The following is a 26,465-nucleotide window of genomic DNA, read 5'->3' as shown; positions in this document are numbered from 1 at the left end:
GACAATTTGGCGTGCAGGTTACTGCGGCAGTAGGTGCGCGACCGCCTCGGGACCGCCTTCGAGCAGCAAGCGGAAACCGTCCGCATCCAGCACCGGCACACCGAGTTCTTCGGCTTTTGCGAGCTTGGACCCGGCACCGGGGCCGGCCGCGACGAAGTCCGTTTTCTTCGACACCGAACCCGCGGCCTTACCGCCCGCGGCCACGATCGCTTCTTTGGCGCCCTCGCGGGTGAAGCCCTCGAGCGTGCCGGTGGCGACGACGGTGCAACCGGTCAATGGGCCGTCAACTTCAACCTGCTGCCCGGGGCCGGGGTGTCCCGGCGTCGCCCACTGCACGCCGGCCGCGGTCCACTGCTCGATGATGTCGAGATGCCAGTCTTCCTGCAGCCATTCGTGAATCGACTCGGCAATGATCTGGCCGACGCCCTCGACGTTCGAGAGCTCCGCAACGCTTGCCGCGCGGATCGCATCGAGCGAACCAAACCAGTCCGCGAGCGCGCGGGCGGCCACGGGGCCGACGTGGCGAATGTTGAGCGCTACCAGCAGTCGCCAGAGTTCTTTGGTCTTGGCGCGTTCGAGTTCGTCGAGCAGCTTGGTGGCTTGCGAGCTCGGACCATAGACGGGATAGTCCTTGCGAATGCCAGCCTTGCGACGTTCGGCAACGCTGAGGTCTTCGGTTCCCGGCGGGTACGTCTTGGCTTTCACCGATCGAAACGGAGCACGCACTCGTGGTTCGCCGTTATCGTCCAGTTTCGGTTCGCCGGTTTCGGTATCGCGCACCGTCACCACGATCGGCACCAGCTCATCAAGGGTGAGTGCAAAGAGTCGGGCTTCGGTGACCAGTGGCGCGGATGCGGGTTCGTCGGGTTGGGTGAGCGCGGCGGCGGTGACTTCGCCGAGCGCTTCGATATCGAGCCCCTGGCGTGAGCCGAGGTGTTCAACACGACCGCGCACCTGTGCCGGGCAACTGCGCGCGTTTGGGCAGCGCAGGTCGACGTCGCCTGCTTTCATGGCCCGCAGCGGGGTGTCGCATTCGGGGCAGGTTTCGGGCATGACGAACGGATGCGCGTCATCGGGTCGTGCGTCGAGCACCGGCCCGAGGACCTCAGGAATAACGTCGCCCGCTTTGCGCAGCACGACCGTGTCGCCGATCAGCACGCCCTTGGCTTTCACCACGTCTTGGTTGTGGAGCGTGGCGAAAGTGACGGTGGAGCCGGCAACGCGCACGGGTTCCATTACGGCATATGGTGTGACTCGACCCGTTCGGCCGACACCGACGCGCACATCGATGAGCTTGGTGTGGACTTCTTCGGGCGGGTATTTGTAGGCGATAGCCCAACGCGGGGCGCGCGACGTGGCACCGAGCTGGTCGTGTTGGGCGAGATCGTCGACCTTGATGACGATGCCGTCGAGTTCGTGTTCGATCTCGGGACGGCGACGCGCGTATTCCTCGACGTACGCGACGACCGCATCCGCATCCGTCACCACGCGCGAATGCGGGCTCGTGGGCATCCCCCAACTCGCAAGCAGGTCGTAGATCTCGGATTGCGCGCGCACGGGCGGGTTCTGCCAGGCGCCAATGCCGTGCACGTACATGTGCAGGCGGCCCAGGCGGGCGCGCATCAACTCGAGCTTGTCGCTGCGCTTGCCCTCGGCTTTTTGGCGCAGTGAGCCGGATGCGGCGTTGCGCGGGTTCGCAAATGGCGGTTCCCCCGCGGCCGTTTGTGCGGCGTTGAGCTCGAGAAACTGTTCGACCGGGAAGAACACTTCACCGCGAATCTCCACCACATCTGGCAGGTCTTCGCCCTGCAACTCCTGTGGAATCGCGGGAATGTGCGCGACGTTTTCGGTGACGTCTTCACCGGTGCGGCCGTCGCCACGTGTAGCGGCTCGGGTGAGTTTGCCGTGCTCGTAGGTGAGCGAGATCGCCAGACCGTCAATCTTGACTTCGCACAGCCACGGCGCATTGCTGCCGATCGCGGTCGCGGTGCGGCTGAGCCAGGTGCGCAATTCGTCGATCGAGAAGACGTTGTCGAGCGACAGCATGCGCTCGCGGTGTTCGACGGGCGCAAAGAGCGAGGAGGCTTGACCTGCGACCGCCTGCGTTGGTGAGTCTTGGGATTGGAGCTCAGGGAACGCAGCTTCGAGCTCACGCAAGCGGGCCATGGCACGGTCGTATTCGGCGTCGGTGACCAGCTGCGTGTCGCGCTCGTAGTACGCGGCCGACCATTCAATGAGCTGGTTGGCAAGTGCGTCGGCTTCGGCACGGGCCTGCTCGAATTCCATGTGGGGATCCCGTCGTCAGTTTGCGGCGTCAGTGTGAGTCGTCGGTGCTAGCCGTGAGCGACGGCCAGCACGCAGCGGCTAGCGCCTGGATGCGATGCGTTCAGCGGCGCGCTGCGCCGTTTGCAGCAGCCAGGTGCGCTGGTCCTTGCGGCGCTTTTCGGCACGCTTGGGGTTGGTGGTGTCCCAGTACACGGTGCCGAGGCCGATCGCAAAGATGGCGACGGCCACGCCAACGAACACCCAGAACCAGGTCTGGTTCGGCTGCATCAGCAGGATCGACAGCGTCAATGTACCACCGGCGATGATGCACCACAGCAGCACGGCGAGCAGCCAGTCTTTCTTGCCGAATTCGCGCGTACCGAGCGTCGAGCGTTCGGCAAGACGTTCGGCTTCGTCCGAGAACTTCGCCACAAAGTCGCGTTCAAACTTGGCCGGCTCATAGCCGCGGTAGCCGTTTGCCCAGCGCTCGGCCTTCTCGATCATGGTGTCGAGGGCTTGGCCGCGACTCATCTGCACGCCTCCGGGCCGCGAAACGTTTGCCTGCCGGTTTGCCATGTCTGCCTTCCTTGGCCGCATCCACAGGTGCGGGCCTTGCTAACGGAGTTGTTGAGTCGAGAGTGGTGGCGATTACGCCGCGGTGTCCACCAGGTCGATTACCGAAGTTGCGGCGTCAATCGTGAATTGTCCGAGGACGCGGGTACCGACGTAGATCACGGCCGATTGGCCGGTCGCGACACCGACGAGGGGTTCGTCGACGCGCACCGCGATTTCGGTGACGCTACCTGCGGTTTCGGATGCGTGTGCATCCGGCCGCAAGCGGGTTTCGGTTTCGCGAATGGTGCAGGTGCCGGGCACGGGTTCGGCGTGCGCGCGGATCTGCACTTCGCAACGGAACTCACGTTCGGTGGGTGCGGGACCGGCCCAGCTGAAGCGCTGCCCGGCGATTTCGCCGATGGCGAGGGCTTCTTTGGGACCAACCGTGACCGTGTTGGTTTTGGGATCGGTGCCGAGCACGAATCTGGGCTTGCCGTCTTCGGCAGGACGCGAGAGCCCGAGGCCCTTTCGCTGGCCGACGGTGTAGCCGGTCGCACCCTGGTGCTCGCCCACAACCTCGCCGTCGCGGTCAACGATGGCACCGGGGCGCATCGGGATGTGGTCACCGAGCCAGGCGCGGGTGTTGCCGTCGGGAATGAAGCAGATGTCGTAGCTGTCAGGCTTGTTCGCGGTCACGAAGCCACGTTCAGCGGCCTCAGCTCGAACGAGATCCTTTGAAGGGGTGTCACCCAGTGGGAACCAGCAGTGTTCGAGCTGCTCGGCGGTGAGCACACCCAGCACATAGGACTGGTCTTTCGCCTGTTCGCTGGCGCGGTGAAGTTCACACCCCGCCGTCGTCTCGACAATATTGGCGTAGTGGCCGGTCACCACCGCATCAAAGCCGAGGTCGATCGCCTTGTCGAGGAGGGCTGCGAACTTGATCTTTTCGTTGCAGCGCAGGCAGGGATTCGGTGTACGCCCCTGGGCATATTCGGCGATGAAGTCGTCAACGACGTCAGCTTTGAAGCGTTCGGAGAAGTCCCACACGTAGAACGGAATGCCGAGCGCGTCCGAGACTCGGCGCGCATCCATCGCATCTTCGATCGTGCAGCAACCGCGCGACCCCTGCCGCAGGGTGCCACCGGCGCGCGAAAGCGCCAGGTGTACGCCGACGACTTCGTGCCCGGCGTCAACCGCCCGGGCAGCAGCAACCGAACTATCGACGCCGCCACTCATCGCCGCAAGAATTCTCATGCACCCAATTCTACGAACCAGCTTCGGATTCGGATACCGATTCCGCGTAGAGCGCAGCATAGGCACCGCCCCGCTGCAGCAGCGACTCATGCGTGCCACGCTCGACAATGGCGCCACGGTCGAGCACGTGAATCGTGTCGGCATGCCGCACGGTCGAGAGCCGGTGAGCGATCGCGATCACGGTACGCCCGCGACTTGCCTCGTCAATCGCCGCCTGCACGTGCCGCTCACTCACCGCATCCAACGCACTCGTGGCCTCATCGAGCACCAGCACCGCGGGGTCTTTCAACAGCACGCGCGCAATGGCGATGCGCTGCTTCTCGCCGCCGCTGAGTCGGTAGCCGCGCTCCCCCACGATCGTTTCGTAGCCCTCAGGAAAGCTCATGATTTGTTCGTGGATGCTCGCCTTTCGGCAGGCTTCGATGAGCTCGTCGTCACTGGCACCAGGCTTCGCAAGGCGCAGGTTTGCGGCGATCGTGTCGTGCACCAGGTACGACTCCTGCGAGACCATGCCAATATTGGCCACGATCTGTTCGCGCTTGCACTGGCGCACATCCACCCCGGCGAACAACACCGCGCCGCCAGTGGCGTCGTAGAGGCGTGCGGCGAGGTACGCGATCGTGGATTTTCCAGCGCCGGAGGGTCCGACGAATGCGACAAATTCGCCGGGATGCGCGGCAAACGAGATTCCGCGCAGGGTCGGCGGGTCTTCCGGTCGAGTATCTGGGTAGCGGAATGCGACGTCGCGGAACTCGACCCCACCGACACGCGCCGGGTCGATTTCAACAGCGTCAGCCGCATCCACGACCGCGGGCTGCAGCATGAGGTACTCGAAGATGCGCGCAAACAGCGACTTTGAGGTCTGGATATCGAGCCCCGTGCGCATTAACCCGATGAGGGGGCGCCGGAGTTGGCCGTTCACGGTGGTAAACGCAACGATCGTGCCCGCGGTCAGGTCAGCACCGCCGCTAATGAGATAGCCGGTAACCACGTAGATCAGCACTGGCACCAGGGCCATGACTACGCTGACGAACGCGAAGAACGACTGCCCGGCCATCGCCTGCTCGAGCTGCAACCGAACCTGGTGCTGATTGGCTTCACGATAGGCCGCCGAAGCAGCTTGCTCGCGGCCAAGGGTCTTGGTCAGCAGCACGCCCGAGACCGAAAGCTGTTCTTGCGTCATCGCCGTCATGGCCGAAAGCGATTCTTGGGTGCGCGTGGCAATTCGAGCGCGACGCTGACCGACGCGACGCTGCAAGATAATTAGCGGCGGCATCACGATGATCGCCAAGATCGCGAGCTGCCAGCTGAGCACAAACATGGCGACGAGCGAGGCGATGGTCGACACGATATTGCCGACGATCGAGGTGAACGTGCTCTGTAGCGTGTTCGCCACCCCACCCACGTCGTTCTGCAGGCGTGACTGAATCTCACCGGTCTTTGTGCGCGCGAAGAACGCAAGCTCCATCGTTTGCAACCGCTCGAACAGCTGCACCCGCAAGTCGGCAGTAACCGAGTTGCCGACCTTTGAAGTGAGCCAGGTCTGCCACACCGCGATGGCAGCGTTGCCGATCAGCACCAGCACCATGGCACCAACGATCCACCAGAGCGCTTCGAGGTTGGGGCCGCTGTTCGCGGCCGGGAATAGGCCAACGTCGAAGGCCTGTTTGGTCAGTAGTGCCGGTGCCACGCCGAGCGCTGCGGTAATCAAGACCAGCACGATGGCAAGGATGAGCGTGCCGCGATACGGCGCGAACAGTGCCGCAACCCGACGCCAGAGATCGGGAATTTCCGGCGCTTGCCGGTTGCGATCGCGCAGCACCGACTCGTCTCTCATGCCGCCGCCGCGGGCCGGATGCATCATGCTCATGTTTCGAGGTTAGGCGCTTGTACCTGCAAACAACTGCGCCGTGATTGCACCTACGGCCATCCTATGCAGATTCTGGTAAGCTTTTAAACCAACGCGACTTAATCGTTTTAGTAAATGCATTGTTTTCGCGCTGAGGTGGCTGAACGTCCACTTCTACCACCAACATGACCACACATTGACGTCCCGGGAAGTTGCACCGAAGCGGCCTCCCGAATCGAAATCCGTTCATCCCCAACCACCCCGCTATCAGCCGGGCCACGAGGAGTCCCCATGCCACCGTTTGACGTTGTCGAAACCTCAATCGCCGACCTTCGCGCCGCACTCGAAAGCGGCACCGTCACCGCTGTCGAACTCGTCACTCGCTACCAAGAACGCATCGCGCACTACGATCGCGGCGAACTGCAACTCAACGCCGTGATCGTCGACAACCCCGACGCACTCGCCGAAGCGGCCGCATCCGACGCCCGCCGTGCATCCGGCAACACGCTCGGCCCGCTCGATGGCATCCCGTACACCGCCAAAGACAGCTACATGGTCGAAGGCCTCACCGTCGCCGCCGGCTCCCCCGCGTTCGCCGACCTCATCGCGCAGCGCGACGCCTTCACCATCGAACGCCTGCGTGCTGCCGGGGCAATCTGCCTCGGGCTCACGAATATGCCACCAATGGCAAACGGCGGCATGCAGCGCGGCGAGTACGGTCGGGCAGAAAGCCCCTACAACGGTGCATGGCTAACCTCGGCGTTTGGTTCAGGCTCGTCCAACGGTTCCGGCACCGCAACCGGTGCTTCGTTCGCCGCGTTCGGTCTGGGCGAAGAAACCTGGTCGAGCGGCCGTGCACCCGCATCCAATAACGGCCTGTGCGCCTACACCCCCTCGCGCGGTGTGATCTCAATGCGCGGCAACTGGCCGCTGGTACCGACGATGGATGTGGTGGTACCGCACGCACGTTCGATGGCCGACCTGTTCGAGATTCTCGACGTGATCGTGGCCGATGACGACGAAACGCGCGGCGACTTCTGGCGCGTACAGCCGTGGATCGAACTCCCCAAGGCCAGCGAGGTTCGCCCCACCAGCTACCGCGAGCTCGCGGCGACACCCGGCGCGCTCGCCGGCAAGCGATTCGGTGTACCAAAGATGTTCATTAACGCCGACCCCGAACAGGGCACCGGCGATCAGGAACGGTTCGGCGGCCCCGCCGGCCACACCATCGAAACCCGTGAATCCATCATGCAGCTTTGGGAGCAGGCACGCGCCGACCTCGAAGCCGCAGGCGCCGAAGTGGTCGAGGTGTACTTCCCCGTCGTCTCGAACTACGACGGCGACCGCCCAGGCGCTCCCACGATTGGCACGCGCGGACTGCTCCCAGACGGCTACCTCGACCGCGAGATCCTGGAGCTCTCGCTCTGGTCGTGGCACGACTTCTTGCAGGCCAACGCCGACCCGAAGCTCCACTCGCTCGAGCAGGTCAACGAAGACCAGATCTTCCCGCACCCCGAAGGTGCTCTGCCCGACCGCTATGGCAGCCTCGATTTCGACATCCGCAAGTACGTGTGGTTTGCCCGTGAGCACGGCGTACCGGAACTCACCGACATCCCGACGATTGCCGAAGGGCTCGAGGGACTCGAAGCATCCCGCCGCATCGACCTCGAAGAGTGGATGACCACCAACGCGCTCGACGCGGTGGTCTTCCCCGCCGTGGCCGACATCGGGCCCGCCGATATGGACGTGAACGAAGCCTCAGCCGACCTCGGTTGGCGCAACGGTGTTTGGGTCGCCAACGGCAACCTGGTGTGGCGTCACTTCGGCATTCCGACGGTGACGGTGCCGATGGGCACCATGGCCGACACCGGCATGCCCGTTGGCCTGACGATCGCCGGTCGGGCCTATGACGACAACGAGCTGCTGCGCTACGGCGCTGCGTTTGAAGCGATCCGCCCGCGACGCACCCCGCCACCCCGCACCCCGGAGCTGTAGCCCAACCCGTTCGGTAACCCTGCTCCTAGCGAACAATCAAAACGGCCCCTACTGCGTTGCGGGCCGTTTTGTGTGCGGTTGTTACCGGATGCGCGCGGTTACGCGTCCTCGCCGGTCACGGCAACTGCCGGTTCGGTTTCGAGCTCCGTCTTGCTGAACCGGTTGATCTGCGTCATGAGGTGATAGATGACCAGCGCCGCGACCGTGCCGAGTGCGATGCCGTTGAAGATGATGCCGTCGAACTCCCAGGTCACGTTCGCGATGCCAACGACGAGCGCCACACCGGCGGTCATTTGGTTGGTGGGTCGCGCGAAATCTACCTGCGAATCAACCCACATCCGCACGCCCACGATGCCGATCAGGCCGTAGAGCACGAACGTGACGCCGCCGAGCACGCCCGGCGGAATCGAGAAGATGACCGCGCCCACCTTGGGGCTCATGGCCAGGCCGATCGCTGCGAAACCGGCGACCCAGTAGGCAGCCGTCGAGTACACGCGAGTCGCCGCCATCACGCCGATGTTTTCGCCGTAAGTGGTGGTCGGCGAACCGCCGAACGTGGCCGAAAGCGCCGTCGCGACACCGTCGGACATGAGCGTGCGTCCGACCATCTTGTCGAGGTTCTGCCCGGTCATCTGCCCAACCGAAGTGACGTGGCCGACGTTTTCGGCGAGCAGTACAAAGATCACGGGCAAGAACATGGGCAGCACCGAGAGATCAAATTCGGGCGTGTGGAATTCCGGCAGCCCGAACCAGGCGGCTTCGTTCACGGCCGTGAAATCAACCTCGCCGCGAAGCACCGCCACGATGTAACCCACGACAACTCCGAGCAGTACCGACACGCGACCGAGAATCCCGCGGAACAGGGCGGTGCACAGCACCACCGACATGAGTGTCACGACCGCCGTGATCGTGGACTTCTGGAAGTTGGCGTAGGCGGTCGGCGCCAGGTTGAAGCCGATCAGCGCCACGATCGCACCCATGACGACCGGTGGCATGAGCTTGCCGATCCAGGCGGTACCGACAACCTGCACCAGCAGACCGAGCAGGGCCAACAGCACACCGGTTAGCAGTACCGCGCCCAGGGCAACGCCCATTCCCCCGCTCGCGGTGGCGGCCACGATCGGTGCGATGAACGCGAAGCTCGAGCCGAGGTAGCTCGGCACCCGGTTTTGGGTGACGACCAAGAAAAGCAGCGTGCCGATACCCGAGAACAGCAGTGTGGTGGATGGTGGGAAACCGGTGAGCAGCGGCACCAAGAACGTGGCACCGAACATCGCGATAACGTGCTGCGCGCCGATGCCGATCGTGATTGGCCAAGCCAGTCGTTCACCGGGGGCCACCACCTCGCCGGGGTTAACGGTGCGACCGTTGCCGTGCAGTTTCCAGTTAAACATGCTGCTCCTCGTGCCGTGTTGCAATCGCTGTCAAGCGTAATTGCCAGGCAGCATGCGCGTGACCGGCGCCCGAGCACGTTACGGTCACCGCAGTCGTGCAGCGTCGTGGGCGGTGGCGTCTTAGCGGTTCGAGAAGCCCGCCTTGCATGCCTTGGCGTAGGCATCTGGTAAAGCTGCAGCGAGGGCTCGCACGTCGGCCTCGGTGGTGTCCCATCCGAGCGTGATGCGCAGCACGCTTTTCGCCGCCTGTTCGCTGCCGCCCATGGCGAGCACGACGTGGCTCGGCTCGGGAATCCCTGCTTGGCAGGCAGATCCGGTCGATACCGAGATCTGCGACATATCGAGCAGGTAGAGCATCGAGTCACCCTGAGCCCCGGGGAACTCGAAATGCGCGTTGCCGGGTAGCCGTGCGGGCTGCAGCAGCCCGTTGTCGTCGAGCGTCGCATCGGGATCGGCGCCCAACAATCGTGCTTCGGGTACGGATGCGCGAACTTCGGCAATCAGCAGATCGCGCAGGGATCGCAGGTGCTCGCGCGCAGCGTCGGTGCATGCGACTTCGAGGGCTGCCGCGAAGGCCGCGTTACCGGCGAGATCGAGCGTGCCCGAACGCATCCCGCGCTGTTGCCCGCCACCGTGCAGCAACGCATCCGCAGTGACCGTTCGCGAGACCGCTAGCGCGCCGACACCGACCGGGCCACCAACCTTGTGCGCCGATACGCTCACCGCGGCTGCCCCGAATTCGTGGAGCGAGACAGGCAAGGACCCGAGCGACGAGACTGCGTCGATGTGGGCGGGAACACCGTGCCGTTCGGCGAGTTCGCAGATCGCGCGTACCGGCTGCACGGTGCCGACTTCGTTGTTTGCGTGCAGCGAGGTGACGAGTGCGACGTTGCCCGCGCTGAGTTCACGGTCGAGCTGTTCGAGGCGGATGCATCCGGTCTCGTCGACGTCAATGAACGTGACTTCGGCGCCCTGGTTCTCGACCAGCCACTTGATGGCGTCGAGCGTCGCGTGGTGTTCGGCCGCGGTGGTGAGGATGCGGTTGCCGGCCCCTTCACGTTGACGCGACCAGTACAGTCCCTTGATCGCGAGGTTGATTGACTCGGTGCCGCCCGAGGTGCACACCACTTCAATGGGTTGCGCACCGAGATGGCGGGCGATGCCTTCGCGTGCGGTTTCGAGGTGCATGCGAGCGCGCTGGCCGCTGGCGTGAATGGACGACGGGTTGCCATTCGTTTCGTGTGCCGCCAGCCAAGCGTCGCGGGCTTCGGGGCGCAGCGGTGAGGTTGCGGCATGATCCAAGTAGATCGACATACTTGCGATTGTAGAATTGCGCAGTGATGCAAGCACACGATTTCCCTGAGTTCGGTGTCACCACGCAGCCCGAAACCGGTACCCCGGTTTTGCGGGTCTGGTCTGCGCATGCAACGAGCATGCAGTGCGTGTGTTTCGACGATGCGGGTAACGAAACGGTGCGATTGCCGATGTCGCTCAGCGCCGAGCAGGTCTGGGAAGTTGCCGATGCACGGCTTGTTCCGGGTACTTGGTACGCGCTCTCGGTTGATGGGCCGAGTGAGCTGCCGCACCGGTTTGATCCGGATGCGCTCGTGGTCGACCCATATGCCCGTCACGTTCAGGATTTTGGTACTCCGCAGACCCCTCGCTGGCTCGGCCGAATCGTCGCCAATGAACCGTTTGATTGGGGCGCGACGGAACCACCACGTACTTCGCTTCGAGACAGCGTCGTCTACGAGCTGCACGTCAAGGGCATGACCAAGCTCGCACACTTTGTACCGGAGCCACTGCGCGGCACGTACGCGGGATTGGCCGATCCGAACGTCATTACGCACCTCAAGCGTCTGGGTGTGACCGCCGTTGAGCTGTTGCCGGTGCAGGCGTTCGCGAGTGAGCGTCATCTGCGCGAAGACGACCGCACCAACTATTGGGGCTACAACACGGTGAGTTTCTTTGCACCGCACGCAGCGTATGCGTCGGATGCGGCTCGTGCTGCTGGCCCCGAGGCGATCGCCCGCGAATTCAAGGGCATGGTGCGGTTGCTGCACGAGGCGGGCATCGAGGTGTATCTCGATGTGGTCTACAACCACACGGCCGATCAGGGCGATGACTGCCCGCCGGTGTCGTTCGCGGGTCTCGACCGTGCCTCGTACTATCGCTGCCTCACCGACGGCGGTCTGCTCGATGTCACCGGCTGCGGTAACTCGGTCGACACAAATACGCCGGCTGTGCAGCGTCTGATTCTTGATTCACTGCGCTATTGGGTGACCGAATTCGGCATTGACGGTTTCCGATTCGATTTGGCGGTGACGCTGGGCCGCGACCACCTGCACACGTACACCGCTTCGCATCCACTCTTTGCCGCCATGGCGCAAGATGACGTGCTGCAAACGGTCAAGCTCATTGCTGAGCCGTGGGATGTCGGTATCGGCGGTTGGCAGACCGGTAAATTCCCGGTGGGCTGGTCGGAGTGGAACGACGAGTACCGCGACCGCTTGCGCAAGTTCTGGGTGGATTCGTTCGCCCAGGCGCGCATTAGCGGGCACCACTCGGAGGGCTTGGCGGGGCTTTCGACGGCAATGGCTGGGTCGTCTGACCAGATTTCGGATGCGCGTGGTCCGCTCGCGTCGGTGAATCTGGTGACCGCGCACGACGGGTTTACGCTGCGCGACCTGGTGAGCTACAACGTCAAGCACAACCTGATGAACGGTGAGCTCGGCCGCGATGGTTCGAGCAATAACCATTCGTTCAACTTTGGGTACGAGGGCGAGACCTCGGATTTGAAGATTCGCCGCAGCCGCCGTCTTGCCGTGCGTAACCTGCTCGGCACGCTGCTGATTTCTTCGGGCGTGCCAATGCTGGTTGCCGGCGACGAGATGGGTCGCACGCAGCACGGCAATAACAATCCGTATAACCAAGACAACGCCGAGTTCGGTTGGCTTTCGTGGAATCTTGCACCCGAAGACGAACAGCTGCTTGACCACGTTCGCCGACTCACGAGCATCCGCCGCGAATATTTGGCGCTGCGCCCGGCGCAGTACAACCACACTTCGCGCACCCGGGATGATTCGGCACGCCTGGAGTGGTTCGACGCGCTCGGCCAGCCAATGCCTGATTCGCTGTGGCATACGCCGGTTGCGCGTTCGCTGCAATACATTGCGTCGACGCGTTTGCACGGCGACGGACGCAACCGCGTGCTGGTGATTATTCACGGTGTTGAAGATCCAGCGCCGTTCTATTTGCCGCGCGTGAACAAGGTTGCCGGTTACCGCTTGCTGTGGGATTCGAGTGCCGAGGACGTTGCCGAAATCGATACGGATGCGATGAGTCTGATGATGCCCGGTACCCGCATCCGACTCTCTGGCCCGTCGATGCGGCTCTACGCCGCCGTGGACGAATAGCCGAACCCGACATCGTTTGCGTGGGTTCTCGCCCACGGCCGCCACTGATTTGGTTGGCATGGGCTGCGGTTAACTGATGTATCCACGCGCGTTTTCACAAGCAGCACCCTATGATGCGGCAGACAGAAATCAACCAGTATTCACCTTAGGTTCACGCTGAGGAGGGACAATGTGCCGCCTGTCCGCCGTTCAGTGAGGAGCCAAGGTGGAAACAAACACAGTCGAAGGAGACTTTTACGAAATTGCTCGGGCATGCGATGACGCAAATGAGGGGATTCAAGAATGTTGTTCTCTTCTCAACGTCGAGCATGCCATGGCGAATAGCATGCCCGATTCAAACGCCGCCGATGCGTTTGAACGCGCAATCCAACATCTCGGGAAAGCGCAACGTGCTCTCCTAAACGCTACTTCTGACATATCTGATGCTGCGTTTGCGGCAGAGCAGGAATTCCAGGAATCCGACTCAGCCTCCGCACAGCATTTGAACGCGATCAAGACATCACTCGATCTCGTCGACTACGTCTCATACGAAAAGGTCACCCGTGATCTCGTGGCAAACAGTTTCCCGTTGGAATCTAGATCCTGCCCTTGAAGCGCAGTACCTCATTGAACGCGCTGAGGGAGCAATGCAAGCGAACGGCGATGTCCTGTTTCGAGCGAGTGCAAACTTTGCGAGCACAGGTCTTGCAGCGACCGCGGCTCGAGATTCCCTGTCCGAGGTCTTGCGAGATATCGATTTCGTGGAAGCACAGCTTACTGATCTTCTGATAGCAGCACGCGAGGCCACCATCACCCTCGATGAAATTGTGCAACGCGTTCAAGGCTCTCATGACTACGCCCTAGATGAACATCTTGTAATCAACATTGATGGAACTGTTGAACTCGGTGCTCAGGTGTGGATAGACGCACGCGCCGAGGCTGCAACCATGCCCCAACCATTACCTGACCCTCAAAGCAAGGACCATTCACCTGACTTCGAAACAACTGAGGCCTATACCAGAGCCAAAGCCGCCAAACTAAATCTCGAACGAGAGATAGGCAAGATCCTGACGATGGCTCAGAGTCTTGACGATTCCTTGACCAGCGCATGCGAGAACATCACAAGCTCGACCACATCGGGTCAATCCATAGAACTCTCAAGTATCGAATTTTCCGCAGATTCATTTACTGATGCCCTCACATCCGACAAATCTCCATCCGAAATTCGAGCCCTTTGGGATTCCCTTTCTCCCGAGCAGCAAAGCTCACTCGAGTCAGACTACCCTCATATCATCGGCTCAACGAATGGGATCCCATTCGAAACACGCAGTCGTGTTAATGAGAAGCTCGCCGAAGCGCGGTCGCTGGACTTAACCGAGCAAATAGATGCGATTCAAGACAAGATGAATAATCTCACCTTGGACAATGAACTCGATATACATGAATATAGCGAGCTTTCCAAAGAGAAAAATTCACTGGCCCTGGAACGAGACTACCTGAACCAAGTCACGAAATCACCAGAACGAACCTTTATTCTTTTCGATCCAGATTCGAACCGTATTATCGAACAAAATGGCAGCTTGACGGCTTCTACGACTGAAGTTTACACTCACGTTCCAGGCACGGGAACGTCGTACAAGTCCTTTCAAGACGGCTCAGCAACAGCATTCCCCAGCAACATGGTAGAAACTGCACCAGACATTACTCCCAATACAGAGGTAGCCTCTTTCACATTCATGGACGGAGATTTTGAAGGTGACGGCGCATGGATTGAATGGGGGGCTGGCGAGCGAGGCAACATAAACGCCAACCACCTACAGGTGAAGGGCGAGTCACTTAAAGACTTTCAAGATGCCCTGGCAATAGAAGCGTCCGGAATTGGCGCAGACATTAACATTGGCGGCCACAGCGCGAGCCAAAGCGTTGTGTTCAGCTCAGAGAACTTTGGCGCGTGGTACAACCAAGTAAATTCCCTTTCAGGGTCTTACGCGCCAGGAGATTGGAATGCTAATGCTTCAACAGGTTACGACCATTACTACTACAAACCGGAATTTCTCAATATGTTCATGGTTGGCCCCGCACCGTCCCCGCTAGGCGCCGAAGCATTCGAGAATCATTCATACGATGGAACCGACCCGTTTTCAAATCACGCCAGAACGAATGGTGACACGACCGAAAATGACTTACTCACTAGAGAACTGATCCATGAAATTCAAGCTGACTAGCGTATCTGCAAGACGCTCCCGGGCAATCAATCGCTATGTTCTCACGATTGCGTGCGTAGTGGCACTCACGGGCTGCGCTCCTAGTAACGGAAACACTGACTCGAACACCTCCCAATCAATCGACACGATTGAAGAAGCCAAAGCAGAAAGCCTCCGACTCCAACGAGAGCTGGTCGACTTGTCTGAGGACCTACGAAAGGCACCACAAGTAAGTCAGCCTGAACCAATTGGCGAACGCGAGCGTACACTCCTGAACTGCGACAGCAACAACAAGTATTACCAATATCCCGGCATCACCTCGGTTGTATTTATGGACGCCGACAGCGTTGTTGAGTTGCACAATCGCATTCACGAGCACTTGGCCAGCTCTTCGGAATGGACTGAAGATATGCCTAACTCTGGGAGCGATGGGCCATACCTCAGGTTCAAACACCGAAACGGATTCCATGTCCTGTTTGAAGCGCATACCGAACCGAGTAATTTGCGGGAAGTGATTATGGTGTACAGCCCGTGCGTCAAGCTGCCTCACGATTTTCCTCGTGCGGGCGGCCCAAAGTACTGAGACTTGAACCTGCTAGTTCCTGGGATTCCGGTTAGACGAGCTTGCTAGCGTCGAACGCGTGGCTACTGCACCAGGAATGAGCACCCCGTCCGCTGCGAACAACACCGGAACTGCGCCGGAACCACAAGCGTTCCCCGGCTCCGGCTACGCGCCCGTTTATGGCCGCATCCCGGTCATGAAACTGCGGCCGCAAATCGAAGACAACCACTTCCCCACCCGAGCCTACGTCGGTGAGGTCGTACCGTTCTCGTGCGTCGCGTTCCGCGAAGGCCACGACCGCATCGCCGTCGACCTGCTGCTTACCTGCCCCAAGGGCAACACCACCCGAATCAAGATGGAGCCGGGTCGCATCGGCCACGATGAATGGACCGCAGCCGCCCGCATCACCACCACCGGCAACTGGACCTGGCAGATCGAAGCCTACGGTGACGACTACGCCACCTGGCGTCACAATGCTGAAATCAAGATCGGTGCCGGCATCGATGTCGAGCTCATGCTCGAAGAAGGTGCCCGCGTGCTCGACCGCGCGGCCGCGCACCCCGAGCTCGACGAAACACAGCGCGATCTCTTGACCCGCGCATCCACCGCCGCTCGCGACACGAGCCGCGACACGTTCTTGCGCCTGGGCGCACTGACCTCGGATGCAGTCACCACGGTGATCGACATGCAGCCGGTTCGCTCACTGGTCACGCCGTCAGAAACCCGCACCATCCGCGCCGAACGCACTCGCGTTGGCTTCGGTGCCTGGTACGAATTCTTCCCACGCTCGGAAGGCGCACACCGCGACGACAACGGCATGTGGGTCAGCGGCACGTTCCGCACCGCCGCTGACCGGCTCGAAGGCGTCGCCGGTATGGGATTCGACGTGGTCTACCTGCCGCCGATTCACCCGATCGGTCTCACCAACCGCAAGGGCCCGAACAACACCCTCGTCGCTGGCCCGCACGACCCGGGTTCGCCCTGGGCAATCGGCGCCGAAACCGGTGGTCACCGTGATGTGCACCCCGACCTCGGCACCATCGACGACTTCGACGCGTTCCGCGAGCGCGCCGAAGCCCTCGGCCTCGAAGTCGCCCTCGACCTCGCACTGCAGGCAACTCCCGACCACCCGTGGGTTGCCAAGCACCCCGAATGGTTCACCACCCTCGCCGACGGCACCATCGCCTACGCCGAAAACCCGCCGAAGAAGTACCAGGACATCTACCCGATTAACTTCGACAACGACCGCAACGGGTTCTACGCCGAAGTACTCGAAACGGTGCAGTTCTGGATTTCGCACGGCGTGAAGATCTTCCGCGTCGACAACCCGCACACCAAGCCGCTGCAGTTCTGGGAATGGCTGATTCACGAGATCAACGCTGAACACCCCGAGGTCATTTTCTTGGCCGAGGCATTCACCCGCCCGGCAGTCATGCAATCGCTTGCCAAGGCGGGCTTCCAGCAGTCGTACTCGTACTTCACCTGGCGAAATACGCGCGAAGAACTTGAGGAGTTCCTCAGTGAGGTCTCGCACGAAACCTCGCACTTCATGCACCCGAACATGTTCGTGAACACGCCCGATATCCTCACCGAGTACCTGCAGCGCGGCGGCCGCCCTGCCTACGAGGCGCGCACCGTCATCGCATCCATGGCAAGCCCGAACTGGGGCATGTACGCCGGATTCGAGCTCATCGAAAACGTTGCGCGCCCGGGCTCCGAAGAGAACATCGACAACGAAAAGTACGAGTACAAGCAGCGCGACTGGGCTGGCGAAGAAGCCGCTGGCACCTCGATCGCTCCGCTCATCCGCCGCTGCAACGCGATTCGCAAGGCCCACCCGGCCCTGCACCAGCTGCGCAACTTCGTTGTGCACACCAGCGACAACGGGCAGCTGCTCGCGTTCTCGAAGCACCTGGATGCACAGCACAGCGAAACCGGGGCAAGTGACACGATCATTGTGGTCACGAACCTTGACTACACCAACGCGCAAGAAGCAACCCTGTGGCTCGACCTGCCCGCGCTCGGTTTTGACCACGGCGCCGAGCTCGAAGTCGAAGACCTGCTCAGCGGTTCGCTCTGGCACTGGGGTGGCGCCAACTATGTGCGCCTCGAGCCCGGCCAGTCGCACATCCTGCACGTGCGCCGCGCCAGCTAGCGCGCATCGAGCACACGCTGCCAAACCAAACTTTTTCCGTTCTGACCGAAAGCGCCACCATGACCACTGCTGAACTCCCCCGCGATCTCATCGACGAAGCCGAACTTTCGGCGATTGCCGACGGACGCCACGGCGCCCCACACGCCGTACTCGGGCAACACGCGGTCGACGCAACCGAACAAACCATCCGCATCCGTGCCCGCCGCCCGCTGGCCCACCGCGTATTTGCCGTCCTTACCGACGGCACCCGCGTTGAACTCGAACACTTGGCGCACGGCATTTGGAGCGGTACCCACAAGCACGGCTTCAGCGCCTACCACTTGGAGACGCAGTACAACTCGGGCATCGTTGATGTCGCCGACGACCCCTACCGGTTCTTGCCATCAATTGGCGAAACCGACCTCTACCTCTTTGGCGAAGGCCGTCACGAACAGCTTTGGCAAGCGTTTGGCGCAAATGTGCGCGAGCACCAGGGCGTGCGCGGCACCTCGTTTGTGGTTTGGGCGCCCCACGCGCAGGCCGTGCGCGTAACCGGTTCGTTCAACCAGTGGGATGGTGCCCGTCACGCCATGCGCCGCCTCAATGCCCAGGGTGTTTGGGAGCTGTTCATTCCCGACGTCGCCGAACACCAGACGTACAAGTTCCAGATCCAGACCGCATCCGGCGAGTGGATCGACAAGGCCGACCCGATGGCAAAGCACGCCGAACGTCCGCCGCACACCGCGTCGGTCGTTCCAGCGAACTCCACGCACGTTTGGGGCGATGGCGAATGGATGCGCGCACGTGCAGCGCGCGACCCGCACAACTCCCCCATGAGCGTGTACGAACTGCACGCCATGTCGTGGCGTCCGGGCCTGAGCTACCGACAGCTCGCGGATGAGCTCATTCCGTACCTGAAGCAAATGAACTTCACCCACGTTGAGTTCATGCCGCTGGCCGAACACCCCTTCGGCGGTTCGTGGGGCTACCAGGTGAGCGGATACTTCGCCCCAACCTCGCGCATGGGTTCGCCCGACGACCTGCGCTACCTTATCGACCAGCTGCACCAGGCCGGAATCGGTGTGCTCATGGACTGGGTACCGGGGCACTTTCCCAAGGATGCGTTCGCGCTCGGCCGCTTCGACGGCCAGCCGCTCTACGAGCACCCGGACCCTCGCCTGGGCGAACAGCAGGACTGGGGCACGTACATTTTCGATTACGGCAACTCGCAGGTGCGCAACTTCTTGGTGGCCAATGCCCTGTACTGGCTCGAAGAGTTCCACGTTGACGGCCTGCGGGTCGATGCGGTCGCATCCATGATCTACCGCGACTACTCGCGCGAGGAATGGCTGCCCAATGTTGACGGTGGCCGCGAATACTACGAGGCCATCGACTTTTTGAAAGAGGTCAACGCCACCGCGTACAAGCGCAACCCCGGCATTGTCATGATTGCCGAAGAGTCCACCAGCTTTGATGGTGTTACCCGACCCACCGATCACGGCGGTCTCGGGTTCGGCCTCAAGTGGAACATGGGGTGGATGAACGACAACCTGCGGTACTTCGAAAAGGACCCGATCTACCGCCAGTACCACCACGGCGAGCTCACGTTCTCGTTCGTCTACGCGTGGAGCGAGCAGTTCATTCTGCCGATCTCGCACGATGAGGTCGTGCACGGCAAGGGCTCGATGTTCACGAAGATGCCGGGCGACGACTGGCAGAAGGCCGCGAATATGCGCCTGTTCTACTCGTACCAGTGGAGCCACCCGGGTAAGCCATTGCTGTTCATGGGCCAAGAAATCGGCCAGCCACAGGAATGGAACGAAGCGCACGGTATCGACTGGTGGCTGCTCGAAAACCCGACGTTCTCGGGCATCCAGAAGTACGTGGCCGCGCTCAACGAGCTCTACGTGGCGCATCCAGCAATGTGGAAGCTCGACAACGATCCGAGCGGTCTGCAGTGGGTTACCGGTGAGGATGCGGGCAACTCGATCCTCGCGTACATCCGTCACGACGGTGCCGGCGACCAGATCCTCTGCGTCCACAACTTCGCCAACTCGGTGCACGAGAGCTACCGCATTGGACTCCCCGAAGGCGAGTGGGAAGAGATCCTCAACTCGGATGACCTGGCCTTTGGCGGCTCGGGCGTAACGAACCCAGAGCTTCGCGTGCAGGCCGAGGGCGCGCACGGCTTCCCGCAGTCAGTTGATCTGCGGATGCCGCCGCTTGGCGCGACGTTCCTGCGCCGCAAGCGCTAGCCACCAGCGCATCCAGCGTCCCGAAACAGTAATGGCCCCGCAATGTGCGGGGCCATTACTGTTTCGCAGCTTTTTTCGTTACTGGGTTTGTTTCGGTACTGGGCTTGTGCTTCGTCGCTCGCGTTAGGCGAACAGCAGGTTCGTGAGCTGCTGACGGGCACGCACGACGCGCGCATCTGCAGCGCCGACGATGTCGAACATGTCGAGCAGGCGTTCGCGGATGCGCGACTTTCCGTCGGCGTCTACCTTTGGGAACATCCCCAGCAGACGCTCGAACGCATCCACAACATGACCACCCGAAAGGTCGAGGTCGGCCACATCGAGCTGTGCGTCGAGATCGTCCGGGGCGCTCGCAGCACGGTCGCGGATCTCGGCAAGGGTCTTGCCGCGAAGACGCTCGAGCAGACCAACACGGGCGAGCCCGATGCGGGCTTCGTCGTCTGCCGGTGAGGCTTCGAGCGCGCGAGTGTACGCCAACTTGGCGCCGTCAAGGTCGCCCTGCGCGAGTGCATCCTGTGCTTCTTGGTGCAGCGGTGGCAGCGGCTTCGCTGCCGGCTCGGCAGCCGCAGTACCGCCCGCATCCGCGCCACCTTCAACCGCAACAACACCGGTCATGCCCTGCTGCTGCGCTGCCGCCAGCAGCTCATTAATCACTTGAATAACCTGCTCACGCGGCGGGGTCTGCTCGAAGAGCGGGGCAGGGCGCCCACCAAGCAGCATGATCGTCTGCTGTTGGGTGCCGAGCGCGGGGTCGGCATCGAGGTTGATGCGCAGCAACACGAGTCGTCCCTGTGCCGAGCGAACAACCTCGGCGAGTGCCGACTGGCCGTGCTGTTCGTCGGCTGCGGCCGAGTACATTTCCACCAGCACCGGCAGCTGCGCCGACAGCGGTGCGAGCTGCTCGAGCTCGGCCTGGCCGCCGTCAATGACGACATCGGGCAGCGTCGCGATCGCGTCGCCTTGCTGACCTGGCTGCGCGGCTGCACCAGCCTGTGGGGCTGCTTGCGCTGCGGGGCCTGGCTGGCCCGGTTGCGGGGCGCCGGCAGCACCGGCACCGTTCGACTGACCCAGGCCGCTCAAATCAACGGCACCGCGCATGGAGTTCGGAATCGAGTTCATGTATTAGCCAACCTCTTCTGCCTTGAGTTCCCGAGCCGAGGTCATCGCCTGCGAGACTCCGAGGAACTGCACCTTGCCGCCCTCGCTCTTGGCGGGGACATAGAACAACAGCTGATCAGTGTAAGTGCGTTCGAAGCCGGTTCCGGTTTCGCCAACACCCGAAAAGTCGGCGGTCATACCGCTGAGCTTGATGCGGGCACGGTCGTTCGCGGCCTTGAGCGATTCGACTTCCCTGATCGATACCGACACGATGGCGCCACCGTTCAGTCCGACCATGCCGATTGGTTTGGTGTCGGTAGCGCTGTAGTTGAACGTCATTTTGGCGACGGCCGGGTCGATCGCGTCCGATTCCTTCTTGCGATAGGCCTCGTTGACCGATTCGCGCAGGGAGTCACCTGCAGCTTCAAACGTTGCCGCATGTGCCGACTTGTCACCGTTGGCGATGACATCGGCGTAGGCCGCAGCAATGGCATCGGGTTCGATGACGAGTGGTTCTGCCAGTTCAGTGATGCTCGGGCTACCGATCGATGCCGGGGCGGCATCGGGCAGCTTCGCGTCGGCGACCATCTGCGTAAGCGACGCCACCTTGTAGTTCGCGCGTGGATCCTGCTGCGTCAGCATGATGGCGTACGGTGCCGATTCGGTACCGTCCTTCGCTTCGGGAGTCACCACAGCGAATACCGTGCGCGGCCAGCTCTCCCCCGACTCGGGCAGCGCGTACACGACCTGACCCACGGGGAACTCGATCGGCATCGGGTGGTCCTTGTTCGCTTTGTGCGCCTTGTACTGTGCTTCGCGAAGGGTGAGCGCGTCGCCGGTAAACCGAGGCTTGAGCTTGCTCGCATCGACAGCCTTGTCAGCATCGGCAGCAATTGCGGCGGCCTCATCAAGAACGTGCTGAATCTGGTCTTCGTTCAGTGCCGGCGGATGCGCACCCTCTTCGAGGATGGCCGCATCAACCGACGAAGTTGGCGTACCAGCCGGATCGATATCAGTGTTCGTCCAGTTCGCGGGCCAGTATTGCGGCGCACATCCGGCAAGTCCGAGCGACGAAATCACGACGGCCGACGCAAAAAAGACCCGCTTCGGTGCCCGCGAACGGTTGCGGCCGCGCGGACGGCGCCACTTGTCTTCGTCATCGGCAGCGTCATCTGGTGTCGGCTCGGATGAGGCCGGCGCAGATGCGGCTGGCTCGGATGCGGCCGGTTCCGCGTCGGCAGCGACTGGCTCAGGCTGCGCTTCAACAGGCGCAGCAACCGGTGTGTCCGATTCTGGTTCTACTACGGCAGGGTCATCCTCAACTGCGGCGTCGCCCGCTGGTTCCGTAGCCGATGCTTCATCGGCTATGGGCTGCTCGACTTCGAACGCTGGCGCATCCGTGTCGGCAGGCTCGACATCAGTCGTCGCCGCGCCTGGTGCAAACGGCGAGGCAACGTCGTGGTCGTGTTCGTTCAAGATCGACTCGATTTCCTCATCCGCGTTGGCCACCGCATCCTCAGGCGTTGCCCCGTCGTCAGCCGCAATTGCTTCGGGAGCAAATTCAGGAGCAACTTCAGCATCAGCCTTCTCCGAGGCATCCGGTTCGGCCACAGTTTCGACTTCTGCTTCGTCAGCCTCAGTTACGTCGTCCGAGTCCTGTGCGAAATCGGCGTCGGATGCACCGGCACCAGCCGCATCCATCGCACCGGTTTCCGACACGGTTTCGCCTGTGGCCGCATCCTCACGAACGACTGCATCATCGGTGGCCGTCACGCTGTCATCCCACGGAACTGCCGACCAAGTCGATTCCGCGTTCGATGCCTGCGCCACCGCGCTGCGCGAGCGCAGCTTGCGAGGCGAGTCATCACGCGCGCCCGAAGCGGTTGCAGCGAGGCGACGGCGGTGAGCGATCGCCCAAATCCACAAGCCGATGGCCAAGAGCAGCACCACACCGCCCGCAACCAGCAGCGGACCAGACATTGGCGCGTAACCGGCCGCGGGCCAGGTCACCGAAATCGTTGCCGGAGCGGCAGCTTTGCCGTCAGCGGCAATAAGCATGGAGTATCCGGGCGCCACCACGGTATCGAGGCGGAATTTTCCTTCGCCCTCGTGACGCTCAAACCACAGGTCACTCGTAACCGGGTTGGGCACCTCAGCTTCAGTCCCTGACTCGGTAAACTTGAGCGGCAAGGTGCCGTCTTCGACCTTGGCCGATTCGTCGAGTGCAACCTCGGTATGCTTGGCGTCACCAACCCACGCATCCACATCTGCCGTACGACCGATTACGAGGGTGATTTTGCCGTCGCCTTCAATCTCCACCAGCTGTGATCCCGCGCGGGACGAAAGCACCGTGTCATCGACAACCACAAGTGGTGCGTCTGATTGACTGGTGCCCTTGGCGGTTACCGTGGTTTCTTGCGACGCATGCACAAGCTGAATGCCACCAATGGTGAGCATCGCCAGGCTGGCAATTGTTGCGATAGCGGCCAGGATAAAGCGCACTAGAGCTCCCTGCGGTATGTGAATTGGCAACGATAGACAAAGCCACCCGTCGCCGGAAATAACACTTGATCCTAGCGCAGCAACCTTTTCGTAACCTGATCGTTACATAAATTTTGGACAATACCTGGCGACTGCGCACACCGACCCCGCTGCAGCGGTAACGCATCCGAACATCAACACACTCTGCGACTGGTCAGGTGCACGACCGCCTGCGACTTAGACTCTTCTTCAGTATTGGCATCGATTTGCGATGCAGCGCGGCATTTTGGAGGCTCATCCGTGGAAGCAACAAACTTCACGATCACCATGCGCGGCTACAACCGCGAAGAAGTTGACCAGGCACTTGGTCAGATGCAGGCGCAGATCGACTCGCAGACGCAATCCGCCAACGAAGCCGCCAAGCGCCTCAAGCAGGCGACCGAACGCATCCGTGATCTCGAGAAGCAGCTTGCCGAAGTCGAATCCCCCAGCTACGCGGGCCTCGGCAGCAAGCTTGCCGGCACGCTTGCCACGGCCGAAGAACAAGCCGCGCGCATCGTCTCAGACGCCAACCGCGAAGCCGAACGCATCCTCGGCGAAGCCCGCCAGAACGCCGCACGCATCCACGAAGATGCCAATGACTACGCCGAGCGAGTCACTAGCGAAGCCGACCACTCGGCACAGCGAGTCGCTGCCGAAGCCCAGTCCAACGCCGAGCAGCTCGTCGAGAACGCTAAGCAAGAGGCCGAACTCACGCTCACTAACCAGGAACGCGAGATCGAATCGGTCAAGGATCAGGTCACCGCACAGCTGCGCGAACAGCGCCACTCCACCGACCGCGAGATTGCCGCGAAGCGCGCCGAAGTTGCCGAAGAACTCGCCCGCACCCGTCAGCAGCAGGAGCAGGAACTCGCCGAAGCCCTCGCCACGTTCACCGAGCAGCAGCGCACCTTTGAGGCCCAGCGCAGCCAGACCGAGCACGATCTCGAGGCCCGCAAGGAAGCGTTCGAACGCGAAATCGTTGAGCGCTCAGCAAAGGAAGCAGAGCGCCTGAGCGAGCTGCGCACCCAGCAAGAAACTGAGCTGGCCGAGGCGCGCGCGAAGTTCACCCGTGAATCCACCGCCGCTCGCGAAGAGCTCAACGCTGAAGTTGCCCGTCGTCGTGCCGAGCTCGAAGACGATGTGCGCACCCAGCGCGAGGCGCTCGAACGCGAACTCACCGCATCCCGCGAAACGCAGACCCGCGAGCTTGAAGACCAGCGCGCCACGGCCTCGCTTGAACTCACCGAAGCCGCCGGTCAGCAGCGACGCGAACTCGACGCCGAACGCCAGCGCATCACCACCGAGCTTGCCGAACTGCGCGAAACGACCATGCGCGAGTTGGCGAATGCCCGCAGCGAGCAAGAGGTCGAGCTGACCTCGAAGCGCAACGAGTTTGAGAAGCAGCTCGTCGCCGCTGGCCGCAACGCCGAAGCCGCCGCCAAGAAGATGATTGACGAGGCCACCGAGCAGCTCGCCGACCTCAACCAGCGCAGCGAACAGGTGCGCCGCGAAGCCGGCAAGATCACCGCTGACGCTCGTCGCCGTGCGCAAGAGACGATCCAGTCCGCCGAGAACCAGGCCGCGAACCTGCTCGAAAAGGCGAACCGCCAGGCCCGCGAACGCGTTCGCGAAATCGAGGCCCGCACCCGAGCCGAACAAGAAACCGCCGAGGCACATCTGCAGAAGGTTCGCGACGAGCGCGACCAAATCGAGGGCTACCTCGAGCAGATGCGCCAGCTCGTCGGTGGCCTGCCCGCTCCCTCGCCGAAGAACCAAGACTAGGAGCCATAGTTGGCCGTCCGCGCCCAAATGCCCAACGCATCGTTCCGGATCGAGAACCCGTTCAAGATCGGATTCCTTGGTGCGCTCGGCGCGATTCTCGCGATCACGCTCGCGGGCATGTTTGGCTCGCTCTCGACGGTACTCACGTACATCGGTGCCGCGCTCTTCCTCGCGCTCGGTATTGATCCGTTCATTGCCTGGCTCGAGAAAAAGGGATGGCCGCGACCGGCTGCCCTGCTCGCAACCGTTTTCGGCATGCTCGTCGTGGTGACACTGATTATCTGGGCGATTGTGCCGTCGGTGATTACGCAGGTCAATGAGATCTCGATCCGATACGGCGCGATCATTGGTGACTTGCTGACGTCGGACATCGTGGGCTGGCTCTCAAACACGTTCCCAGCGCTTGACGTGCAGGCCATGGTGGCGCAGGCGGCCTCTTGGCTGCAGGGCAATGCCGCGTCGATTACCGGCGGCGTGCTGCAGGTGGGTGTGGGCATCGTTAACGGTGTCTTTGGCGGCCTGATCGTGTTCATTCTGACGATCTACTTCGTCGCCAGCATGCACACCATCAAACGTGTGTTCTACCAACTGACGCCCGCGTCCAAGCGCGAACGCATCATGCACCTGGGCGATCAGATCACCGACTCGGTCGGTAAGTACGTTGTCGGTCAGATCGCACTCGGTGTCATCAACGGTCTGTTGACGTTTATCTTCTTGTCGATCATTGGCGCGTCAATGCCGATGGTGTTTGCGGTCATCGCGTTCAGCGGCTCACTCATCCCCATGGTCGGCACGATCACCGCGTCGGCCATCATCGTGCTCTCGCAGTTGATTCTCATGGACCCGGGTACGCCCACTTGGTGGATTGCCGGTATCTACTACCTCGTCTACATGCAGATCGAGGCGTACGTCATTAGCCCGCGCATCATGTCGCAGGCGGTTGCAGTGCCCGGCTCGGTGGTCGTTATCGCCGCACTCACCGGCGGTACCCTGCTCGGTCTGCTGGGCGCACTCATCGCGATTCCGGTGGCAGCGAGCATCATGATTATCTTCCGCCAGGTGGTTATCCCGGCGCAGAACAGACGCTAGTTTCCGGATGCGGCCAGCAGGCCGGTCCACGCTCGTCTCGTCGGCCTGTGGCCGGTGGTTTTGCGTGCTCCCGTGGCTCAGGCAGCCCAGGTGGCCAGAACCGCCCCAGAC

Annotated in this window: 17 protein-coding genes; 9 read left to right on the top strand and 8 right to left on the bottom strand. The window is 61.9% G+C overall.

Annotated features, from left to right (window positions below):
• Nucleotides 1-18: 18 nt before the first annotated feature.
• The 4 genes from ligA to ZBI01S_RS02795 all read right to left on the bottom strand — a co-directional run bounded on the left by ligA (nt 19) and on the right by ZBI01S_RS02795 (nt 5,944).
• Entirely contained in the window at nt 19-2,286 is a 2,268-nt protein-coding gene (gene ligA / locus ZBI01S_RS02810) for an NAD-dependent DNA ligase LigA (RefSeq protein WP_066056048.1), read from the bottom strand.
• A gap of 78 nt (nt 2,287-2,364) precedes the next feature.
• Nucleotides 2,365-2,841, bottom strand: coding sequence for a hypothetical protein (locus ZBI01S_RS02805; protein WP_066056046.1), 477 nt, complete (start codon nt 2,839-2,841; stop codon nt 2,365-2,367).
• 72 nt (nt 2,842-2,913) lie between these two features.
• A complete protein-coding gene (gene mnmA / locus ZBI01S_RS02800) occupies nt 2,914-4,074 on the bottom strand; it encodes a tRNA 2-thiouridine(34) synthase MnmA (RefSeq protein WP_083524446.1) in 1,161 nt (386 codons plus the stop codon).
• A gap of 10 nt (nt 4,075-4,084) precedes the next feature.
• A complete protein-coding gene (locus ZBI01S_RS02795) occupies nt 4,085-5,944 on the bottom strand; it encodes an ABC transporter ATP-binding protein (RefSeq protein ID WP_066056041.1) in 1,860 nt (619 codons plus the stop codon).
• A gap of 270 nt (nt 5,945-6,214) precedes the next feature.
• Here ZBI01S_RS02795 and ZBI01S_RS02790 point away from each other — a divergent pair, with 270 nt between their 5' ends.
• Nucleotides 6,215-7,918: an amidase gene (locus tag ZBI01S_RS02790; protein ID WP_066056038.1), complete on the top strand. Its 1,704-nt coding sequence runs from the start codon at nt 6,215-6,217 to the stop codon at nt 7,916-7,918.
• A gap of 98 nt (nt 7,919-8,016) precedes the next feature.
• Here ZBI01S_RS02790 and ZBI01S_RS02785 read toward each other — a convergent pair whose 3' ends face one another.
• Nucleotides 8,017-9,312 (bottom strand): uracil-xanthine permease family protein, encoded by a 1,296-nt coding sequence (locus ZBI01S_RS02785; RefSeq protein WP_066056034.1) that lies wholly within the window; start codon nt 9,310-9,312, stop codon nt 8,017-8,019.
• A gap of 120 nt (nt 9,313-9,432) precedes the next feature.
• Entirely contained in the window at nt 9,433-10,626 is a 1,194-nt protein-coding gene (locus ZBI01S_RS02780; protein WP_066056031.1) for a cysteine desulfurase family protein, read from the bottom strand.
• A gap of 26 nt (nt 10,627-10,652) precedes the next feature.
• Between ZBI01S_RS02780 and glgX the strand changes: the two genes are divergently transcribed.
• The 6 genes from glgX (at nt 10,653) to glgB (ending at nt 19,862) form a co-directional block, all read left to right on the top strand.
• Entirely contained in the window at nt 10,653-12,728 is a 2,076-nt protein-coding gene (gene glgX, locus ZBI01S_RS02775; protein ID WP_083524445.1) for a glycogen debranching protein GlgX, read from the top strand.
• 205 nt (nt 12,729-12,933) lie between these two features.
• Nucleotides 12,934-13,320: a hypothetical protein gene (locus ZBI01S_RS02770; protein ID WP_159421359.1), complete on the top strand. Its 387-nt coding sequence runs from the start codon at nt 12,934-12,936 to the stop codon at nt 13,318-13,320.
• Complete coding sequence (locus ZBI01S_RS02765) at nt 13,271-14,932, top strand: hypothetical protein (RefSeq protein WP_159421358.1); 1,662 nt, start codon at nt 13,271-13,273, stop codon at nt 14,930-14,932. The genes ZBI01S_RS02770 and ZBI01S_RS02765 overlap by 50 nt, the downstream gene beginning before the upstream one ends.
• A complete protein-coding gene (locus ZBI01S_RS09800) occupies nt 14,913-15,494 on the top strand; it encodes a hypothetical protein (protein ID WP_159421357.1) in 582 nt (193 codons plus the stop codon). Before ZBI01S_RS02765 ends, ZBI01S_RS09800 begins: the two co-directional genes overlap by 20 nt.
• A gap of 76 nt (nt 15,495-15,570) precedes the next feature.
• Complete coding sequence (locus tag ZBI01S_RS02755) at nt 15,571-17,628, top strand: alpha-1,4-glucan--maltose-1-phosphate maltosyltransferase (protein WP_281173216.1); 2,058 nt, start codon at nt 15,571-15,573, stop codon at nt 17,626-17,628.
• 59 nt (nt 17,629-17,687) lie between these two features.
• Nucleotides 17,688-19,862, top strand: coding sequence for a 1,4-alpha-glucan branching protein GlgB (glgB, locus tag ZBI01S_RS02750; protein ID WP_066056020.1), 2,175 nt, complete (start codon nt 17,688-17,690; stop codon nt 19,860-19,862).
• A gap of 123 nt (nt 19,863-19,985) precedes the next feature.
• Here glgB and ZBI01S_RS02745 read toward each other — a convergent pair whose 3' ends face one another.
• Together ZBI01S_RS02745 and ZBI01S_RS02740 are read right to left on the bottom strand one after the other, a co-directional pair.
• Nucleotides 19,986-20,981 carry a co-chaperone YbbN gene (locus tag ZBI01S_RS02745; RefSeq protein WP_066056017.1) on the bottom strand — a complete coding sequence of 332 codons (996 nt, stop codon included), beginning with the start codon at nt 20,979-20,981 and terminating at the stop codon, nt 19,986-19,988.
• Nucleotides 20,982-20,984: 3 nt separating this feature from the next.
• Nucleotides 20,985-23,462, bottom strand: coding sequence for a hypothetical protein (locus tag ZBI01S_RS02740; protein ID WP_066056014.1), 2,478 nt, complete (start codon nt 23,460-23,462; stop codon nt 20,985-20,987).
• A 279-nt stretch (nt 23,463-23,741) separates the two neighbouring features.
• On the opposite strand from ZBI01S_RS02740, the gene ZBI01S_RS02735 reads away from it, so the two are divergent.
• Together ZBI01S_RS02735 and ZBI01S_RS02730 are read left to right on the top strand one after the other, a co-directional pair.
• Nucleotides 23,742-25,265: a DivIVA domain-containing protein gene (locus tag ZBI01S_RS02735; RefSeq protein ID WP_066056006.1), complete on the top strand. Its 1,524-nt coding sequence runs from the start codon at nt 23,742-23,744 to the stop codon at nt 25,263-25,265.
• 9 nt (nt 25,266-25,274) lie between these two features.
• Nucleotides 25,275-26,354 (top strand): AI-2E family transporter, encoded by a 1,080-nt coding sequence (locus tag ZBI01S_RS02730; protein ID WP_245610516.1) that lies wholly within the window; start codon nt 25,275-25,277, stop codon nt 26,352-26,354.
• Nucleotides 26,355-26,465: the final 111 nt, after the last annotated feature.

The organism is [Zimmermannella] bifida NBRC 103089, from assembly GCF_001570925.1.
GTDB classification, from domain to species: domain Bacteria; phylum Actinomycetota; class Actinomycetes; order Actinomycetales; family Microbacteriaceae; genus Gulosibacter; species Gulosibacter bifidus.
Note: the sequence above shows the minus strand (reverse complement) of the source record. Positions and strands in the feature narration are given on the sequence as shown.

What these genes read in the sequence shown, in the direction of transcription:
- ligA (WP_066056048.1), bottom strand. Translation starts at nt 2,286, where the DNA reads ATGGAATTCGAGCAGGCCCGTGCCGAAGCCGACGCACTTGCCAACCAG.
- ZBI01S_RS02805 (WP_066056046.1), bottom strand. Translation starts at nt 2,841, where the DNA reads ATGGCAAACCGGCAGGCAAACGTTTCGCGGCCCGGAGGCGTGCAGATG.
- mnmA (WP_083524446.1), bottom strand. Translation starts at nt 4,074, where the DNA reads ATGAGAATTCTTGCGGCGATGAGTGGCGGCGTCGATAGTTCGGTTGCT.
- ZBI01S_RS02795 (WP_066056041.1), bottom strand. Translation starts at nt 5,944, where the DNA reads ATGAGCATGATGCATCCGGCCCGCGGCGGCGGCATGAGAGACGAGTCG.
- ZBI01S_RS02790 (WP_066056038.1), top strand. Translation starts at nt 6,215, where the DNA reads ATGCCACCGTTTGACGTTGTCGAAACCTCAATCGCCGACCTTCGCGCC.
- ZBI01S_RS02785 (WP_066056034.1), bottom strand. Translation starts at nt 9,312, where the DNA reads ATGTTTAACTGGAAACTGCACGGCAACGGTCGCACCGTTAACCCCGGC.
- ZBI01S_RS02780 (WP_066056031.1), bottom strand. Translation starts at nt 10,626, where the DNA reads ATGTCGATCTACTTGGATCATGCCGCAACCTCACCGCTGCGCCCCGAA.
- glgX (WP_083524445.1), top strand. Translation starts at nt 10,653, where the DNA reads ATGCAAGCACACGATTTCCCTGAGTTCGGTGTCACCACGCAGCCCGAA.
- ZBI01S_RS09800 (WP_159421357.1), top strand. Translation starts at nt 14,913, where the DNA reads ATGAAATTCAAGCTGACTAGCGTATCTGCAAGACGCTCCCGGGCAATC.
- ZBI01S_RS02755 (WP_281173216.1), top strand. Translation starts at nt 15,571, where the DNA reads ATGAGCACCCCGTCCGCTGCGAACAACACCGGAACTGCGCCGGAACCA.
- glgB (WP_066056020.1), top strand. Translation starts at nt 17,688, where the DNA reads ATGACCACTGCTGAACTCCCCCGCGATCTCATCGACGAAGCCGAACTT.
- ZBI01S_RS02745 (WP_066056017.1), bottom strand. Translation starts at nt 20,981, where the DNA reads ATGAACTCGATTCCGAACTCCATGCGCGGTGCCGTTGATTTGAGCGGC.